The sequence below is a fragment of the Pseudomonas sp. GV071 genome, assembly GCF_003050835.1.
In the GTDB taxonomy this organism is placed as follows: Bacteria; Pseudomonadota; Gammaproteobacteria; order Pseudomonadales; family Pseudomonadaceae; genus Aquipseudomonas.
Genome location: NZ_QAOJ01000012.1, coordinates 148244 through 165998 on the forward strand (window position 1 = coordinate 148244; position 17755 = coordinate 165998).

Here is a 17755-nt window from a genome sequence, read left to right on the forward strand (position 1 = left end):
ATCAAAGGCATCGCGGCTAAAGCCCCTCCCACAAAAGATCAAGGTCCACCGGCGGACGGCAACTATTGTGGGAGGGGCTTCAGCCGCGATTGGCTGGGCCTGAAAACAGGTTAATCGCGTCGAACCAACACCCCCACCAGCGCCACACTCGCCAGCAGAATCAACACCCCGCCATACCAATGCGTAGCCACCAGCAGCCCCAAGTGCTGGGTCAGGCTCCCGGCAGCCAGCGCCGGCAAGGCGAAGGCCAGGTAACTCAGGATAAAAAAGCTCGCCATCAGGCCGCCACGCTCGTGGGCATGGGCCAGCGGCATCACGCTGCGCAGGGCACCGAGAAAGGCAACGCCGAAACCGAAGCCGGCGATGGCCGTGCCCAAGTACAAATACAGCGGGCTGCCCAGGTGTACGCCGAGCAACGTCACCGCCAAGCCAACAATCAACGCACTGGCACCCGCCAGCAACACCGGCCGCGCGGCCTGGTTGCGCATCAGCACAATGCCTACCGCGCCACTGGCCATCAGGGCAAACACCAGCAGGCCGCCAATCAATGGCGCGTCATGGCCGGTGACGGTGCGCGCCAGCGTCGGCCCCAGGGACAGGTAAAAACCGCCCAGCGCCCACAGGCTGATATCCACTGGTGCCACTTGCCACAATGCGCGGCGGGCCTGCACCGGCACCAGCACGCTGGGCCGTAACGACGCCCAGGCACCGGGTTTGCGGCTGACGGTTTCCGGCAGGTAACGGGCCAGCACGGCAAACAGCACAAAGGCGGCCAGCAGCAACACAAACACCAAGTGCAGCGGCGCCGGGGCGAATTGCATGAGCAGGCTGGTGCCGAGTGCGCCGATCGCCAGACCGAACAACGGCGCCACGCTGTTGATCAGCGCACCGCGCTCACGGTCGATGTCCAGCAAGGTGGCGCCCAGCACGCTGGTGGCCAGGCCGGTGGCAAACCCTTGAAGAATGCGCGCCAGCAGTAACAGGCCGACGCTGTCGGCAGCGATGAACACCAGCATCGCCAGCAACTCGATCAGCAACGCGGCGAACACCAACGGGCGGCGACCGATGTGGTCGGACAGTTTGCCAAAGCTCAACAGCGCCAGCAGCAGACTGAAGGCATACACGGCGAACACCCAGGTCAGGGTACCGGCAGAAAAACCCCAGCTCTCGCGGTACAGGCTGTACAGCGGCGTGGGCGCGCTGGCGGCGGCGAGAAAGCTCATGAGGATGGCGGTCAACAGTACGGCCGAGGCTTTCGGGCTCCACTGAAACGGACGTTGAGCGACGGGATTGGCAGAAGTGGCTATCATCTGGAGGCCTCAAAAGCTAATACTTAGCCTTTAAGATGCTGAACCTTCTGACTCACTAAAGCAAATATTTTGCGTTAAGGCGATTATGGCCCTCAAAGAAACCCTCCGCCCGGGCGGCCGCAGTGCCCGTGTGCAGCAGTCCGTTCACCAGGCGGTGCAAGCCTTGCTGGCCGAGCGCGAGCGTGATGACGTGACCGTGCCGATGATCGCCGCCGAGGCGGGCGTGACGCCGTCGACCATCTACCGGCGCTGGGGCGACTTGCCGACGTTGTTGGCCGATGTTGCTGTTGAGCGCCTGCGCCCGGACGGCGAGCCGCTGGACACCGGCAGCCTGCGCGGCGACCTGCTCGCCTGGGGCGAGCAGTACCGCGAAGAGATGGCCTCCAGCCCCGGCCAGGCGATGATCCGCGACCTGCTCGGCAGCGGCGAAAACGATTCGCCCTGCCAGTGCTACGCCTACACCAGCAGCATCATCCAGATCATGCTCGACCGCGCCATCGCCCGCGGCGAACCGGCTCCGAGCGCTTGCCTGGTGATGGACCGCTTCGTCGCACCAGTGATCTACCGCCTGTTGTTCACCACCGAACTGGTGACCGAAGAGCACGCCAAAGCCTTGATCCTGAGCTGCCTGCCTTAGGCTGCAACAGGCGGCAAACGCTTGCCGCCTTCGGCTAGCCGGCGCCGCCCGGCACACCGCGAAATTGTCTGAAACCAGCGTAATAGAGCCGTCGCTGAAGTTGGCCCGTGATGTGCAGCTGGTGCTGCACCACTCAGCCAATGGCAATGACCCATGACCAGCGTATCGAGCAACCTCTCGCTGCTGAGCTATATCAGCTCCATCTCCAAGTCCGACTCCAGCGACAGCACCAAGGCCACCACGGGCGCCACTACCAGCACCGGAACGGGCACCGGCACGGCGACAGATCCCAGCACTGAAGAAAGCAAAGACCCGATTGCCGAGCTGCGTAAGTACGCCGCAGCCATCGTCGCGCAATCGCGCGGTGGCCTGTTCAGCGCCCTGGCCGGGGTCGAACAGACCAGCGCCAGCCAGTCGGCCACCTCCAACTTCAGCGCCGCCAGTGCCATCCAACTGCCGGACGTCGCCAGCATCAGCCGCGACGACGCCGCCAGCCTGCTGCCGCAGGTGCAGAAACTGATCGACAAGGGCTTGAGCGACTCGGTGTCAGTAGCCGGCTTCAATGGCGACAAACAAACCGACTCGCTGGAAACCTACCGCGACTGGTTGCAGAGCAAGGCCGGGATCAGCGTTTACGTGTGAAACCGCTTTACCCTCTCCCCCACCCCTCTCCCGCAGGCGGGCGAGGGGAGCTCTGGCGATGCCGGATGCAGTAATAGTGATTGCTGCCCGAACACGGCTCAGTCCCCTCGCCCCTCGGGGAGAGGGCTAGGGAGAGGGGGCCGCCGCCCGCAACGGCTTGCGCAGCGACTGCCCCAACCACACCCCCGCCAACGCCAGCCCGCCACCCACCAGGTGGTGCAGGCCAAGGGTTTCGCCGAGCAACCACATGGCGGCCACGGCGACCATCACCGGCATCAGGTTCATGTACAGGCTGGCCCGCGCCGGGCCCAGGCTCTGGATGCCTTTGATCCACAACCAGGGCGCACCAATCGAGGCCAGGGTGCCGGCGTACAGCACCAGCGGCAGGTTCTCGGTGGTCAGTGGCGAGGGCGAGCTGAGCAGGAACCAGGGGGTGAGAAACAGCAAGGCGCAGGCGATCTGCACATACAGTTGCAGCCAGCGGCTGAGGTCGAAATTCCAGCGCCGCAGCAACACGCCGTAGAGGGCATTGGCCATCACCGCCACCAGCATCAAGGCGTCGCCGGGGCTCAGGTGAAAATGCAGCAGCGCCTGCGGTTGGCCACCGCTGATCAACCACAGCACGCCGGCAAACGACACCACGCCACCGACCAGCGCGCCCTGGGTCAGGCGGTCATCGGTCAGCACACTGGCAAACAGCGACGACAGCAGCGGCGACAGTGCCAGCAGAATGCCCATGTTGGTGGCGCTGGTGCTGCCCGCCGCGTAATACGCCAGGCCCTGGTACACCAGCATGCCGAGCACGCCGAGGGTGAACAATTGCGGCAGCAGACTGAGCAACTGCCGCCGTGCGCGCCAGACGCTGGGCAGCATAAACAGTGACAGGATGGCGAACGCCAGACTCCAGCGGTAGAAGGTGATGGACGCCGGCGCGATGCGCCCCGAAGACAGCTTGGTGACCAGCGTGTTGCCGCTCCAGATCAGCACCGTGATCAGCGGAAACAGGTGGTGCCAGCGGTTCTCCCGGGGCTGCTCGGTCATGCTCATACCTTCGATAGCAACAGTGCGCCGCAGACCACCAGGAACACGCAGAACAGCGAGCGCAATACCCGCTCCGGTAACGCATGGGCCATGCGCACGCCCCAACTGATGCTGAGCAAACCGCCTACGGCCAGCGGCACCCCCATCGCCCAATTGACGTGGTCATGCACCGCGTAGGTGATCAGGGTAATCCCGGTCGACGGCGCCGCCAGCGCCAATGCCAGGCCCTGAGCTACGACCTGACTGGCGCCGAACAGGCTGGTCAGCAACGGTGTGGCAACCACCCCGCCACCGACACCAAACAAGCCGCCGGTAATCCCGCTGAGGCTGCCGAGCAACCACAGGCGGTTCTCGTGCCGCAGCTGCGTGCCGCCCGCTGTTTTCTGCCAATACATTTGCCCGAGGTTGAACAGCACCAGCACCAGCAGAAACCCCACAAAGGCCACCCGCATGATCTGCGGATCGAGACGCACGGCAAACAGCGAGGTCAGCCAGGCTAGAAAAAAGCTCGGCACGATCAGCATCAGCGCGTTACGCAGCGCCACCCGATTGCGTTGGTTATAGCGCCACAGCGCCAACAGCACATTGGGCAACACCATCAACAACGCCGTGCCCTGTGCCAACTGCTGATCGAGGTTGAACCACACCCCGAGGATGGGAATGGTCACCAGCCCGCCACCAATGCCAAACAAACCGCCCAGGGTGCCCATGGCCATACCGAGAACAACATACATCGCGATATCCAGCACCGCGTTCCTCCTTGTGCAAAGGTCGGTTGTGCAAAGCTCGCAAGTATAACCAGACCGCTCAAGAGCGCGGGTTAGACGTTGGCCGCATGGACGCTCAATCGTCGCGCGTCAGCACTTCCAGCAACTCGATTTCAAAGCGCAAATTGGCCTCAGGCGGCACCCGCGAGCCCATTCCCCGCTCGGCATAGGCCAGGTGGGCCGGCACGTAAAGCTTGCGAGTGCCGCCCACCTGCATGCCCATCAAGCCAATGTCCCAGCCCTTGATCACCCGCCCAGTGCCGATCACGCACTGGAAGGGTTTGCCACGGGAATAGGACGAGTCGAACTCGCTGCCGTCCTCGAGAAAGCCGCGGTACCGGGTGGTGATCAGCGCGCCTTTTACCGCCGCTTTGCCGTCGCCAATCACGACGTCTTCAATCTGCACTTCTTCGCTCATGGGATGCTCTGTGCCCAATCAAAAAAACGCGATTCTACTGCACAAACAATTCGGGCCCGACAGTTGCCTGCCGGGCCCGAAGGGTAATGCGGGTTGCCTTATACGAACGGCTGGCTGCCAAAGCCACGGGGCAGGCGATTGTGCCCCGGCAGCGCGGACAACTGCTCACGCCAGGCGGCGCGCCAGTCCAGCGAGCTATGGGTGGCTTTGGCTTTGCGCGCCGCCCGGCGAGCCGAGTTACGGGCGTCTTTGCGGGCGTCTTTGAACGCCTCGGAGTTGCGGCAGGTACGGCATTTCACCTTGGCCAATTCAGTGGTAGCGGCGAGGTGTCCGGTTTCGCGACCGCAGGCCAGATGGCCAGCGGTTTTGTAGTGAATGACAGGGGCAGCCATAGAATTTCTCCTTTTAATGAACGTACCCGACTGCTTCGCCAGGCACGTTCAGCACAAACGCGACGCTTAAAAAACCAGAATCAGCAGGATGATGAGCGGGATTGGCACACCGAGTAACCAGAGCAGAATGGCAGGCATGTTGTTCTCCTTGTTTGCGGGGTCGGTTAGCGAACGGGCGATGCAACGGTGCGACGGTCGTCGATGATCACGACGGCATCACGTTGACGGCCCCCGTAGATCGCGGTGAAGGCAGCGACGAAGGCACCGATCAGCAGCGCAACAAACATCCACAACGTGGCATGGGCAGCGGCTTTCTTGGCAGCGTCGGCAGCGACTTTCAGATCAACCACAGCCTGATGGGCCTGACCGTAGACTTTGTCGACGCGGGCTTCGGCATCGGCCTGGCTGAGGTCGGTACGTTGCGCCACCAGTTGCGCCAGGTAAGCACGGTCATCCGGATTCAGTGCACCGTTATCGCTGGCCAGGTTGCGGGCGACAATACGGCCGGCCACGTCATGGGCAGCGTCCGACGTTACGGGTGCGCCACGGCTGTCGCGGAACAGGGTATCGATGAAATAGGTGTCATCGCTGTTATCGGCAACCTGCGCGGTGGCCGGGCTGTTGCTCAGCGTGGCGCCGACCTGGGCGGTACCGCTGACCAGGCTGCTGACCGAACCGACCACCAGGGTGGCGGTGACCAGGGTGGCTACACCCCACGCCAGGAAGCCATGGGCGGTGTCGCGGAAATACACCTCATCGTTGTGCAGCGTCGTCCAACGCTTGCGCAAACGACCGGCCAGATAACCGCCCATGGCGGCCGCGACCAGTTGAGTGAAAGCGAGCCAGATGATGGCTGAAATTCCCAGCCCTTGCGCACTCAAGCCTTTGTCGGCCCAAGGCGAAACAGCGGCGAAGCCCAGGCCCGAGCCCAGCAACAAGAGGATCAGAGACAATGCCGCGGCAGCGACAGCCCCTGCGAATACTGCCGCCCAGGAAACCCCGGAGGCAGTAGACGATTCATCCAAGGCAGCAACGTAAGCGTCTGAATTGAGCATTATTGTTTTCCTCACCCTGTGAGCTTGATAGCCCCTTTGGTTTTTCCTGGGGCCTATAAAACTTGAGTGTGAGGCGCGTCGTTTCGTTCAGGCTTTTTACGTGCGCAGGTTTTTTAGGGCGCGGCTACCACCCCAGGGATTGGAACAATCCAGGGACCTGATCGAGGGTGGAAACCGTGGCGTCGGGGCGGTAGTCGGGCAGCAATTGGCGGCCAGTGCCACGGTCCACCCACACACAGCGAAAGCCCATGTCGCGGGCGGCCGCGTGGTCCAGATGGGGGCTGGCGCAGATATGCACGATCTCGTCACGACTAACCCCCAACTGCTCGTGGGCGTAGTCGAACAAGCGTGGCGCCGGCTTGTAGGCTCCGGCCTGCTGGGCGGTGATCACCCGGTCGATATGGCCGCTGAGTTGCGCGACATTGCCGGCGATGATGTCGTCATCGGTATTGGAAACGATGCACAGGCGAAAGCCCATTTGTTTGAGCCGCGCCAGGGCTGCGGGCACCTCGGCGAAGGGCGGCATCTTGGCGATGCTGTCGGCCAGCAACTCGCCATCAGCCGGACTGGATGGCAGGCCCAACTGCTCCATGGCCAGGCGCAATCCTTCACGGGTGACCTGGCGAAACGAGCGGTGCGGTGGGGTTTGTTCGAGGGCATGTTCGTGATGGTCGTAAACCTCGATAAAACGCGCCGGCTCGATCTGATGACCCGCTCGGCTGCTGAGCATTTTCTGTACAGCGGCGAGCAGCCCCTCGTCCCATTGAATCAAGGTGCCGTAGCAATCAAAGGTCAGCCACAACGGCCGTGGCGTGTGTTCAAGGGACATGGTGCAACTCCTGGCAACGGGGAATGAGCGGCCAGCATAGAAGCGCTGTTTGATAGTGTTAAATTAAATTACCCTCTGCCACTCAGTGCCATCTCAAATAAGAATGCAACTAAACAGGTAACCGCCATGCTCGACCTCGAACTGCTGAAAACCCTGGTGTGCGTGGTCGATGAAGGCAGTTTTACCCGTGCTGGTGAACGCGTACACCGCACCCAGTCGACGGTCAGCCAACAGGTGCGCCGCCTGGAAGAAAACGTCGGCCACTGCCTGTTGCTGCGTGACCGCAGCGGCAACCAGGTCACCCCCACTGCCCAGGGCGAACTGTTGGCGCAATACGCCCGGCGCTTGCTCGGCCTGGCCCAAGAGGCCGAAGAAGCGCTGGCCAGCGAAGGCGCGTTGCTGCCCTTGCGCCTCGGCGTACCGGAAGACTTCGACACCCAGCGCATGACCGCCCTGCTCGCCGGTTTCACCCAGGCACGCCCCAGCGCCCGACTGGAAACCATCAGCGGTATGAGCACCGACCTGCAACAGAAACTGGCCAGTGGCGAGCTGGACATCGCCCTGGTCAAACGTGAACCTGGCAGTGGCGAATGCCTGGCCAGTTGGCCGGAAAGCCTGGTGTGGGTGAAGGGCAAACAGGTCGAACTGGACGACCAGCCGCTGCCGTTGGCGTTGTTCCCCCAGGGCTGCATTTACCGCCTGCGGGCGATCCGCAGCCTGGACAAAGCCAAGCGCCGCTGGCGCATTGCGTTTGGCAGCCACAGCCTCACCGGCATTCAGGCGGCGGTGGCATCCGGGTTGGGTATTTCGGTGTTGCCCAGCAGCGCGGTGTTGGCCGAGCACAGCCTGTGCGAGCAGTTGCCGGCACTGGCACCCAGCGAGCTGGCGCTGGTCAGTGGGGGCGGGGCGGTGACCGCCTTGCAGCGCGAGTTGCTGGCGCTGCTGCAGGAACAGATCATGCCGGCTTAAGCGCCGGGCAACGTGGTGTCACCGTCACCCAGGCTACGTTGCATCAGCACGGTATCGACCCAGCGGCCGTGCTTGAAACCGACCGCCTCGAACACCCCGACCCGGCGAAAACCCATGCGCGTGTGCAAGGCAATCGAGCCGTGGTTTTCGCTGTTGCCGATCACCGCCACCATCTGCCGGCGGCCGTTGGCGATGCAGCGCTCGATCACTTCGCCGAGCAGCGCCTGCCCCACCCCGCGCCCGCCCATGCCATCGCGCACATACACCGAGTCTTCCACGGTATTGCCATAGGCCGGGCGCGGTCGGTAGAGGGTCGCGTAGCCATAGCCGACCACCTCGCCGTCCAGCTCGGCGACCAGATAAGGCAAGCCATTGCTCAACACATCGGCGCGGCGGCGTAGCAGTTCTTCCAGGCTCGGCGGCTGCAGCTCGAAGCTGGCGATGCCGGTGAGCACGTGATGGGCGTAGATGGCCTGCACGGAGGGCATATCGTCGTCGCGGGCGTCGCGAACGAATGGAGCGTTACTCATGGCTGAACTCAATCTCCGTTGCCATCCAAAAAGATCGAGGCTGAAGCCTCTCCCACAGAGTTATGCGCGCCCTTTTGGGAAGGGCTTCAGCCGCGATGCACTTGATCTCACTCAGGAATGGTCAGGCCCTTGATCACGGCTGGCCGCTGCAGGAATTTCTCCAGCACGCGGTTCACTTCAGGGAAGTTGCTGATGCCAACCAGATCCCCCGCCTCGTAGAAACCGATGAGGTTGCGCACCCATGGGAAGGTGGCGATGTCGGCGATGCTGTAGTCGCTGCCCATGATCCATTCGCGGCCTTGCAGGCGCTGGTCGAGCACGCCGAGCAGGCGTTTGCTTTCGGCCACGTAACGGTCGCGCGGGCGCTTGTCTTCGTAGTCTTTACCGGCAAATTTGTTGAAGAAACCGAGCTGGCCAAACATCGGCCCGATGCCGCCCATTTGCCACATCAGCCACTGGATAGTCTGGTAACGGCCGGCGGCATCTTGGGCAATGAAGGCCCCGGCCTTGTCGGCGAGATAGAGCAGAATCGCGCCGGACTCGAACAACATCAGCGGCTGACCCTCCGGGCCGTTGGGGTCGATGATCGCCGGAATCTTGTTGTTCGGATTGAGCGAGAGAAACGCAGGCGACAGCTGATCGTTCTGGTCGAAACGCACCTTGTGTGGCTCGTAGGCCAGGCCGGTTTCTTCCAGCAGGATCGACACCTTGACGCCATTGGGTGTGGGCAGCGAATAGAGCTGAATACGCTCGGGATGTTGCGCTGGCCATTTGGCGGTGATGGGGAACGCGGACAGGTCAGACATGGGTCGCTCCTTACTGCTGGACTGAAATAAGCGAAGCAGATTAAGCCTTTTGCTCCTCGCCCGTCACCGCGTTTAACGCGCCGGGTGCCTGGCGAAACACCAGGGCCTTGAGGCCGCCGTGCTCATGCACATCGGCAAACTCCGGCGGGTTGGCCAGGCGCTGTTCGAAGTGCAGGCCGGGGGCATGTTCGGCCATGTTGGCGATGAGAAAGTCCGGGCCGATATGGGGGTCGTTGACGCAGGCCAGCACCACGCCATCGGCGTTGAGCAGGTCGGGCAGGCGGCGCAAAATTTTGCCGTAGTCCTGGGTCAGGGCGAAGCTGCCCTTCTGGAACGTGGGCGGGTCGATGATGATCAGGTCATAGGGGGCGTAACGCTTCACCGCGCTCCAGGACTTGAACAGCTCATGGCCAAGAAAGCTCACCTGGCTGAGGTCCTGCTGGTTCAGGCGGTGGTTGTCGCGGCCACGGTTGAGGGCGCCCTTGGCCATGTCCAGGTTCACCACATGGCTGGCACCGCCGGCCAGCGCCGCCACGGAAAAGCCACAGGTGTACGCGAACAGATTGAGCACCCGTTTGCCGTCGGCCTGCTCCCGCACCCAGCGCCGGCCATAACGCATGTCCAGAAACAACCCGGTGTTCTGTTTCTGCCCCAGGTCCAGCTGAAAACGCAGGCCGTCTTCGCTGATCAGCCATTCCGGGTGCGGCCCGCCCACAATCCATTCGGCACGGCTACGCTGAGTCACAGGGCCGGCCGGGTTAAGCGAGAGCGAAGTTGCGTCGCCTTCTTTGTAGCGATGCTGCAGCAACACGCTGTGCGCTTGCGCACGTTGCCAGGCAGGCGTCTGGGCTAGGGTCAGCAGCATGGCCTGGAGCGCCGCCAGCTCGTCGTCGGCGGGTTGGCGGAACAGGCACACCAGTACCACACCCTGTAGCCAGTCGACGGTGAGCTCTTCCAGCCCCGACCAGCGCAGACCGCGGCCATGGAACAGGCGACGGGCATCGGCCAGCTCGCCGGCAAGCTCGCTGAGCAGGTGTTGATGAAGGCTGGCAAGGGCTTGGCTGTGCATAACGGCTTTTCAGTGATCAAGGACGGCGCAGTGTAAACGCAACGGCCGCTGATCACAGGCACAGAAACGCCGGCTCATGTTCGAGCGCCACTTGACGATAGCCTCGTATAAGTGGGCGGCGAGTGCAGTGCCGGCAGCTGTCTCAATAACAACACGAGGTTTTCGCTCATGCTTTTACGTCGTTTGAAGATCGCCCCACGGGCCATCTTCAGTTTCTCCCTGGTGGCTATTCTGGTGGTTCTGCTCGGGCTGTTCGCCCTCGGCAAGATGAAAGACATCCGCGCCACCACTGTCGATCTCAACGACAACAGCATGCCCAGCTACGCGGCCCTCGGCACCATCAACGAAAAGATGTTGCGCCTGCGCATCATCGCTTTCCGTTTCATCGTGGAGCGCGAACCGGCGCAGTTGCAGGCCGTGGTTAGCCGCCAGACCGAACTCACCAGGCAATTGCATGAAGCGCAGAACACTTACGAACCGCTGATAAGCGACGGCCCCGAGCGCGAGCAGTACAAAAGCTTCAAAGCCATGCTCGAGGACTACTACAAAGCCAACGCCAAGCTCGCCCAGCTTTCCACCGCCAACCAGGTGGAGGAGATGAAGGCTTTCCTCGCTGGCGAATACAAAACCTATTCCGATGGCCTCGGCGCGCAGTTGGAAAAGCTCATGGAGATCAACCGCCAGAGCGCTTCCGATGAGGCGAAAAAATCTGCCGCGGCGTATGACGCAGCGGTGATGGTGGTACTCGCATTTATGCTGGTGGCTGCTGCCCTAACTGGCGTGCTGGCAGTGCTGCTGACCCGCAGCATCGTCACCCCGTTGAACCAGGCAATGGACGTCGCCGCCACCGTGGCCAAGGGCAACCTGTCGACCACCATCGTGGTCAACGGCACGGATGAACCAGCGCTGTTACTCGGCTCGCTACGGGCCATGCAGCAGAGCCTGAAAGACACCATCCACCACATCGCCCAGTCCTCCGACCAGTTGGCATCCGCCGCCGAAGAACTCAATGCGGTCACCGAAGATTCCAGCCGTGGCCTGCACCAGCAGAACAATGAGATCGAACAAGCGGCCACCGCAGTCAACGAGATGACCACCGCAGTGGATGAAGTGGCGCGTAATGCCGTCGCCACCTCGGAAGCCTCCAACGCCTCGGACCGCACCGCGCGTCTGGGCCAGGACCAGGTGAACAAGACCGTCAACTCGATCAGCGACCTGGCCGGCGATGTCTCCAGCACCGCCGAGCATGTGGAACAGCTGGCGACCAAAGTGCGCGACATCAGCAAGGTGCTCGACGTGATCCGCTCGATTGCCGAGCAGACCAACCTGCTGGCCCTTAATGCCGCCATCGAAGCTGCCCGCGCCGGCGATGCCGGCCGCGGTTTTGCCGTGGTCGCCGATGAAGTGCGCGCCCTGGCCCACCGCACCCAGCAGTCGACCCAGGAAATCGAACAGATGATCAGCGGCATCCAGCAGGGTACCGACCAGGCCATGAACGCCATGCAAAGCAGCACCCACCGCGCCAACAGCACCCTGGAACTGGCACGCGCTGCCGGTGCGGCACTCGCCGAGATCACCGACGCCATCAGCCATATCAGCGAACGCAACCTGGTGATCGCCAGCGCTTCGGAAGAACAGGCCCAAGTCGCCCGCGAAGTGGACCGCAACCTGGTCAACATCCGCGACCTGGCCCAGCAAACTTCCGCTGGCGCCCATGAAACCAGTGCGGCCAGCCAGGACTTGTCGCGCCTGGCAGTGGACCTCAACAGCCTGGTGAATCGCTTTACCCTGTAAATGCCGGGCAAAAATGCCGGCAAAAAAAAAGGGCAGCTCAATCACGGAGCTGCCCAGGGGCGGCCGGAAAATCGGGGAAGGTTCCGGCCTGGAGAGGCTGCAAACGATACTGTACATAAACACAGTGCGGCAAGCAGATTTTCACCCGCCGCGATGTACTTGAGTCTCGTCAGGGTTTCGTCCTGACTCACACACCACCCGCTTAAACCCCACCAACTCCTTGATAGAACTGCAAAAAATGGCGCTGGCTAGCCATTTTGCGTGGAATTTGATCGCCTCCATTTCAGGCGCTGATGCCTGAAAATTCTGGGCTTTGTGTCCTGAAAGCGACAAAACAGAACATAAAAGCGCCCGCGCTATGAAAAATCGCCAAAAAATGCACCAATACGGAGCAAGCGTACGAACAGATAAAAACCTGAGAGGGCAGTCAACCGCAGCAGCACGCGGTTTGCGCGATTTGGCACGGATGCTGCCATTGCTTTGACGCGAGGGCAGGCTCGCACCATCACCTGCTCCGCCCCATAAGAACCAATCTGCCTTCCATCAGTGATGTGCACGGACCGCCCAGGAGCTTCCCCCGATGAAACGCCGCCCGTTCCTCAAAGCTACCCTCGCCGCCAGTACCCTGCTGCTCAGCGGCCTGTTCCCGTATACCTTGCAAGCCGCCGAGACCATCAAGGTCGGCATTCTGCATTCGCTTTCCGGCACCATGGCCATCTCGGAAACCTCGCTCAAAGACATGGCGCTGATGACCATCGACGAGATCAACGCCAAAGGTGGCGTGCTCGGCAAAAAGCTTGAGCCTGTGGTGGTCGACCCGGCATCCAACTGGCCGCTGTTCGCGGAAAAAGCCCGCCAGCTGCTGACCCAGGACAAAGTCGCCGTCACGTTCGGTTGCTGGACGTCCGTATCGCGTAAATCGGTGCTGCCGGTTTATGAAGAACTCAACGGCCTGCTGTTCTACCCCGTGCAGTACGAAGGCGAAGAAATGTCGCCGAACGTGTTCTACACCGGCGCAGCGCCAAACCAGCAAGCCATTCCAGCCGTTGAATACCTGATGAGCGAAGACGGCGGCGCCGCCAAGCGCTTCTTCCTGCTGGGTACCGACTACGTCTACCCGCGCACCACCAACAAGATCCTGCGCTCGTTCCTGCACAGCAAAGGCGTGGCCGACAAGGACATCGAAGAGGTCTACACCCCCTTCGGTCATAGCGACTATCAAACCATCGTGGCCAACATCAAGAAGTTCGCTGCCGGTGGCAAAACTGCAGTGATCTCCACCGTCAACGGCGACTCCAACGTGCCGTTCTACAAAGAGCTGGGCAACCAGGGCATCGAAGCCACCGAAACGCCAGTGGTGGCCTTCTCGGTCGGCGAAGAAGAACTGCGCGGCATCGACACCAAGCCGCTGGTGGGCCAACTGGCCGCCTGGAACTACTTCCAGTCGGTGGATAACCCCACCAACAAGAAATTCGTCGACAGCTGGAAGGCCTACGCCAAAGCGAAAAACCTGCCCAACTACCAGACCGCAGTGACCAACGACCCGATGGAAGCCACCTATGTGGGCATCAACATGTGGGCCCAGGCCGTCAACAAAGCTGGCACCACCGATGTCGACAAAGTGCGCGAAGCCATGGCCGGCCAGGAATTCGTTTCGCCGGACGGCTACACCATGGTCATGGACAAAACCAACCACCACCTGCACAAGCCGGTGATGATCGGTGAAGTGCAGGACAACGGTCAGTTCAACGTGGTCTGGCAGACCGAAGGCCCGGTGCGTGCTCAACCGTGGAGCCCGTACATCCCGGGTAACGACAAGAAGCCGGATTACGCGGTCAAGTCGAACTAAGGCAATTGCAACACTGGCCGGGGGCCATTCGCCTCTGGTCAGGACAGACGGGTCCCACAACAGCGGATCCGCATTGCCTCCCCCCGTCCGGCACGACCTTCAAGGACGCTTCCATGCTTACTGCCCTGCTCCGCCTATTCCCTCTTTTGCCTCTGCTGCTGACCCTCCTGGCGCCCATTGCCCAGGCCGGCGACGCGGCCGATTTTGTTGCCGCCAACCCCGCCAAGCAGGCCACCCTGCTGGAGAGCTGGTCGGCGCACCCCGATGCCAAACGCCTGCCACTGATCGAGGCCCTGCAAAAAGGCCAACTGGCCAGCGACAGCAACAAGGCTCCGTTCATTCAAACCGACAGTGGCTGGCAAGCCGCCGAAGGCGGCGATGCGCAACCGGCCTCAACGCCGAAAAAATTGCCATTGAACAACCGTCTGCGCGGCCTGATCGGCACTGCCCAGGCCAGCCACCAATTGCTGGATAAAGACTCTGCTGTACGCCTGGCCGCTGCCCAGCAATTGCAGAAGAGCGCCAAACCGGCGCAGCTCGAACTGCTCAACGCCAGGGTCGCCAGCGAAGACGACGCCGCCGTGCGCGACGCCCTGTCCCTGGCCCTGGCCAACCTGCAACTGATCGACCCCGACCCGGCAATCCGCCTGGCTGCCGTGCGCCTGCTCGGGGAAACCGGCGAGCCGCAAGCGCGCACCCGCCTGGAAACCCTGCTCGACCCGGCGGTGGAAACCGATGCCGCGGTGCGCACCGCCGCCGAAACCAGCCTGGCGCAAGTCAAACGCCGGCTGCTGTTCGGCGAACTGCTGGGCCAGGCTTTCAGCGGTTTGTCCCTGGGCTCGATCCTGCTGCTGGCGGCCCTCGGCCTGGCGATCACCTTTGGCTTGCTCGGGGTGATCAATATGGCCCACGGCGAAATGCTCATGCTCGGCGCCTACTCCACCTACATGGTGCAGATCCTGTTCCAGCGCTTTGCCCCCGACGCCCTGGCGCTCTACCCGTTGGTGGCGCTGCCGGTGGCGTTCTTCGTTACGGCGGCGATTGGCATGGCCCTGGAACGCACGGTGATTCGCCACCTCTACGGTCGCCCCCTGGAAACCCTGCTGGCTACCTGGGGCATCAGCCTGATCCTGATTCAACTGGTGCGCGTGCTGTTCGGCGCGCAGAACGTCGAAGTGGCCAACCCGGCGTGGCTGTCCGGCGGCGTGCAAGTGCTGCCCAACCTGGTGCTGCCGTACAGCCGCATGGTGATCATCGGTTTTGCCCTGTTTGTGGTGGTGCTCACCTGGCTGCTGCTGAACAAAACCCGCCTGGGCCTGAACGTGCGCGCGGTCACCCAGAACCGCAACATGGCAGCCTGCTGCGGCGTGCCCACCGGCCGCGTGGACATGCTCGCCTTCGGCCTCGGCTCAGGCATCGCCGGCCTTGGCGGCGTGGCCCTGAGCCAGATCGGCAACGTGGGCCCGGACCTCGGCCAGAGCTACATCATCGACTCGTTCCTGGTGGTGGTGCTCGGCGGTGTCGGCCAGTTGGCCGGCAGCGTGATGGCGGCCTTCGGCCTGGGCATCGCCAACAAGATTCTGGAACCACAGATCGGCGCCGTTCTGGGCAAGATCCTTATCCTCGCGTTGATCATTCTGTTCATTCAGAAACGTCCGCAGGGCCTCTTTGCACTTAAAGGTCGGGTGATCGATTGAACCAGCCAATCAGCCTTACGCTGGCGCAGAAAGCCGGCCCCAAACTGACCCTCGGCGTTGGCGCCGTGGTGCTCGCCATCCTGATCATTCTGCCGCTGCTGCACCTGCTGCCGGCCGACAACTCGCTGCAAGTCTCGGCCTACACCCTGACCCTGGTGGGCAAGATTCTCTGCTACGCCATCGTCGCCCTGGCGCTGGACCTGGTCTGGGGCTACGCCGGTTTGCTGTCCCTCGGTCACGGCCTGTTCTTCGCCCTCGGCGGTTATGCCATGGGCATGTACCTGATGCGCGAAAGCGCCGGTGATGGCCTGCCGGCGTTCATGGTGTTTCTGTCCTGGACCGAGCTGCCCTGGTACTGGGCCGGTACCCAGCACTTCCTCTGGGCCCTGTGCCTGGTGGTGCTGGCGCCGGGGTTGCTGGCGCTGGTGTTCGGTTTCTTCGCCTTCCGGTCGCGGATCAAGGGCGTGTATTTCTCGATCATGACCCAGGCCCTGACCTTCGCCGGCATGCTGCTGTTTTTCCGCAACGAAACCGGCTTTGGCGGCAACAACGGTTTTACCAACTTCCGCACCATTCTCGGCTTCGACATCACCGCGCAAGGCACCCGCACGGCGCTGTTCCTGGCCATCGTCGCGCTGCTGACCTTCAGCCTTCTGCTCGGCTGGCGCCTGGCGAAAAGCAAGTTCGGCCGGGTGCTGACGGCGCTGCGTGATGCGGAGAACCGCCTGATGTTCTGCGGTTACGACCCACGTGGCTACAAGCTGTTTATCTGGGTGCTGAGCGCCGTGTTGTGCGGCCTGGCCGGGGCGCTGTATGTGCCGCTGGTGGGCATCATCAACCCCAGCGAAATGTCGCCGACCAACTCCATCGAAGCGGCGGTGTGGGTCGCCCTCGGCGGGCGCGGCAGTCTCATTGGCCCGATCCTCGGCGCCGGCATCGTCAACGGCATGAAGAGCTGGTTTACCGTGGCCTTCCCCGAGTACTGGCTGTTCGCCCTGGGGGCCTTGTTTATCGTGGTGACGCTGTATCTGCCCAAGGGCGTGATCGGCCTGCTGCGCAAGAAGGGGGAACAATAGTGCGCGCCACTCCGGTACCCGAATTTATGCTCGAACCCGCCTACAACCCCAACAGCGATGCCGGCACCAGCCGCGATTCGCTGGGCCTGGGTCGCGCTGCCGGGCCAGGGCTGGACGTACGCCACGGCACCATCCTGACGCTTGAAGACATCAACGTCAGCTTCGATGGTTTCAAGGCCCTGACCAACCTCAGCCTGTACATCGGCGTTGGCGAGCTGCGCTGCATCATCGGCCCCAACGGCGCCGGCAAGACCACCATGATGGACGTGATCACCGGCAAGACCCGGCCCGACAACGGCAAGGCCTACTTCGGTGAAACCCTCGACCTGACGCGCATGAGCGAAGTGCAGATTGCCCAGTCCGGCATCGGCCGCAAGTTCCAGAAACCGACGGTGTTCGAGGCGCTGAGCGTGTTCGAAAACCTCGAGCTGGCGCTGAAAACCGATAAGTCGGTGTGGGCCAGCCTGCGCGCCAAATTGAGTGGCGAACAGCGCGACCGTATCGATGAAGTGCTCAGCACTATCAAGTTGGAAAGCTCGCGCCATCACACCGCCGGTTTGCTGTCCCACGGCCAGAAGCAGTTCCTGGAAATCGGCATGCTGCTGATGCAGGACCCGCAACTGTTGCTGCTTGATGAGCCGGTAGCCGGCATGACCGACGCCGAAACCGAATTCACCGCCGAGCTGTTCAAGAGCCTGGCGCGCAAGCACTCGTTGATGGTGGTCGAGCACGATATGGGCTTTGTCGGCTCGATTGCCGACCACGTCACCGTGTTGCACCAGGGCAGCGTGCTGGCCGAAGGGTCGCTGGCCGAAGTGCAGGCGGATGAGCGGGTGATTGAGGTTTATCTGGGGCGCTAAGGGCAAAACCCTCT

The 17755-nt window shown here is 62.4% G+C and carries 18 protein-coding genes and 1 pseudogene; 9 read left to right on the forward strand and 10 right to left on the reverse strand.

Translation table 11 applies throughout. The annotated features are described in order from the left end of the window. Positions 1-110: 110 nt before the first annotated feature. Positions 111-1310, reverse strand: a complete 1200-nt coding sequence (locus C8K61_RS21425) for an MFS transporter (RefSeq protein ID WP_108098318.1) — start codon at positions 1308-1310, stop codon at positions 111-113. 85 nt (positions 1311-1395) lie between these two features. Between C8K61_RS21425 and C8K61_RS21430 the strand changes: the two genes are divergently transcribed. Then, positions 1396-1947, forward strand: a complete 552-nt coding sequence (locus C8K61_RS21430) for a TetR/AcrR family transcriptional regulator (protein WP_108098319.1) — start codon at positions 1396-1398, stop codon at positions 1945-1947. A gap of 153 nt (positions 1948-2100) precedes the next feature. Next, positions 2101-2589, forward strand: coding sequence for a hypothetical protein (locus tag C8K61_RS21435; protein ID WP_108098320.1), 489 nt, complete (start codon positions 2101-2103; stop codon positions 2587-2589). Positions 2590-2715: 126 nt separating this feature from the next. On the opposite strand, the gene C8K61_RS21440 is transcribed toward C8K61_RS21435, so the two are convergent. From C8K61_RS21440 to C8K61_RS21465, 6 genes are all read right to left on the reverse strand, one after another. Further along, positions 2716-3630 (reverse strand): DMT family transporter, encoded by a 915-nt coding sequence (locus C8K61_RS21440; protein ID WP_108098321.1) that lies wholly within the window; start codon positions 3628-3630, stop codon positions 2716-2718. A 2-nt stretch (positions 3631-3632) separates the two neighbouring features. Beyond that, entirely contained in the window at positions 3633-4379 is a 747-nt protein-coding gene (locus C8K61_RS21445) for a sulfite exporter TauE/SafE family protein (protein ID WP_178086488.1), read from the reverse strand. Between the two features lie 94 nt (positions 4380-4473). Further along, on the reverse strand, positions 4474-4815 hold the full coding sequence (locus C8K61_RS21450) for an FKBP-type peptidyl-prolyl cis-trans isomerase (protein WP_108098322.1): 342 nt from the start codon (positions 4813-4815) through the stop codon (positions 4474-4476). A 98-nt stretch (positions 4816-4913) separates the two neighbouring features. After that, positions 4914-5207, reverse strand: a complete 294-nt coding sequence (locus C8K61_RS21455) for a hypothetical protein (RefSeq protein WP_108098323.1) — start codon at positions 5205-5207, stop codon at positions 4914-4916. Positions 5208-5371: 164 nt separating this feature from the next. Then, entirely contained in the window at positions 5372-6262 is an 891-nt protein-coding gene (locus C8K61_RS21460; protein WP_108098324.1) for a hypothetical protein, read from the reverse strand. A 124-nt stretch (positions 6263-6386) separates the two neighbouring features. Further along, positions 6387-7091: a haloacid dehalogenase type II gene (locus C8K61_RS21465; RefSeq protein WP_108098325.1), complete on the reverse strand. Its 705-nt coding sequence runs from the start codon at positions 7089-7091 to the stop codon at positions 6387-6389. A gap of 126 nt (positions 7092-7217) precedes the next feature. On the opposite strand from C8K61_RS21465, the gene C8K61_RS21470 reads away from it, so the two are divergent. After that, positions 7218-8060 carry a LysR family transcriptional regulator gene (locus C8K61_RS21470; protein WP_108098326.1) on the forward strand — a complete coding sequence of 281 codons (843 nt, stop codon included), beginning with the start codon at positions 7218-7220 and terminating at the stop codon, positions 8058-8060. On the opposite strand, the gene C8K61_RS21475 is transcribed toward C8K61_RS21470, so the two are convergent. From C8K61_RS21475 to C8K61_RS21485, 3 genes are all read right to left on the reverse strand, one after another. Next, the gene (locus C8K61_RS21475) at positions 8057-8590 is read right to left on the reverse strand and encodes a GNAT family N-acetyltransferase (protein WP_108098327.1); all 534 of its coding nucleotides are present in this window, start codon (positions 8588-8590) and stop codon (positions 8057-8059) included. The two genes, C8K61_RS21470 and C8K61_RS21475, sit on opposite strands and share 4 nt — an antisense overlap. Positions 8591-8697: 107 nt before the next feature. Then, on the reverse strand, positions 8698-9396 hold the full coding sequence (locus tag C8K61_RS21480) for a glutathione S-transferase N-terminal domain-containing protein (RefSeq protein ID WP_108098328.1): 699 nt from the start codon (positions 9394-9396) through the stop codon (positions 8698-8700). A gap of 40 nt (positions 9397-9436) precedes the next feature. Beyond that, positions 9437-10465, reverse strand: a complete 1029-nt coding sequence (locus tag C8K61_RS21485) for a class I SAM-dependent methyltransferase (RefSeq protein ID WP_108098329.1) — start codon at positions 10463-10465, stop codon at positions 9437-9439. A 168-nt stretch (positions 10466-10633) separates the two neighbouring features. On the opposite strand from C8K61_RS21485, the pseudogene C8K61_RS27340 reads away from it, so the two are divergent. The 6 genes and pseudogenes from C8K61_RS27340 to urtD all read left to right on the forward strand — a co-directional run. Continuing rightward, positions 10634-11404 (forward strand): annotated as a pseudogene (locus C8K61_RS27340) (MCP four helix bundle domain-containing protein); the annotation flags it as partial. Beyond that, positions 11396-12259: a methyl-accepting chemotaxis protein gene (locus tag C8K61_RS27345; protein WP_371920017.1), complete on the forward strand. Its 864-nt coding sequence runs from the start codon at positions 11396-11398 to the stop codon at positions 12257-12259. The pseudogene C8K61_RS27340 and the gene C8K61_RS27345, both read left to right, overlap by 9 nt. Before the next feature lie 580 nt (positions 12260-12839). Beyond that, positions 12840-14108, forward strand: coding sequence for an urea ABC transporter substrate-binding protein (urtA, locus tag C8K61_RS21495; RefSeq protein ID WP_108098331.1), 1269 nt, complete (start codon positions 12840-12842; stop codon positions 14106-14108). Between the two features lie 113 nt (positions 14109-14221). Then, a complete protein-coding gene (gene urtB, locus C8K61_RS21500) occupies positions 14222-15805 on the forward strand; it encodes an urea ABC transporter permease subunit UrtB (protein ID WP_108098332.1) in 1584 nt (527 codons plus the stop codon). Beyond that, a complete protein-coding gene (gene urtC / locus C8K61_RS21505; RefSeq protein ID WP_108098333.1) occupies positions 15802-16881 on the forward strand; it encodes an urea ABC transporter permease subunit UrtC in 1080 nt (359 codons plus the stop codon). Before urtB ends, urtC begins: the two co-directional genes overlap by 4 nt. Positions 16882-16907: 26 nt before the next feature. Next, on the forward strand, positions 16908-17741 hold the full coding sequence (gene urtD / locus C8K61_RS21510; protein WP_178086489.1) for an urea ABC transporter ATP-binding protein UrtD: 834 nt from the start codon (positions 16908-16910) through the stop codon (positions 17739-17741). Positions 17742-17755: the final 14 nt, after the last annotated feature.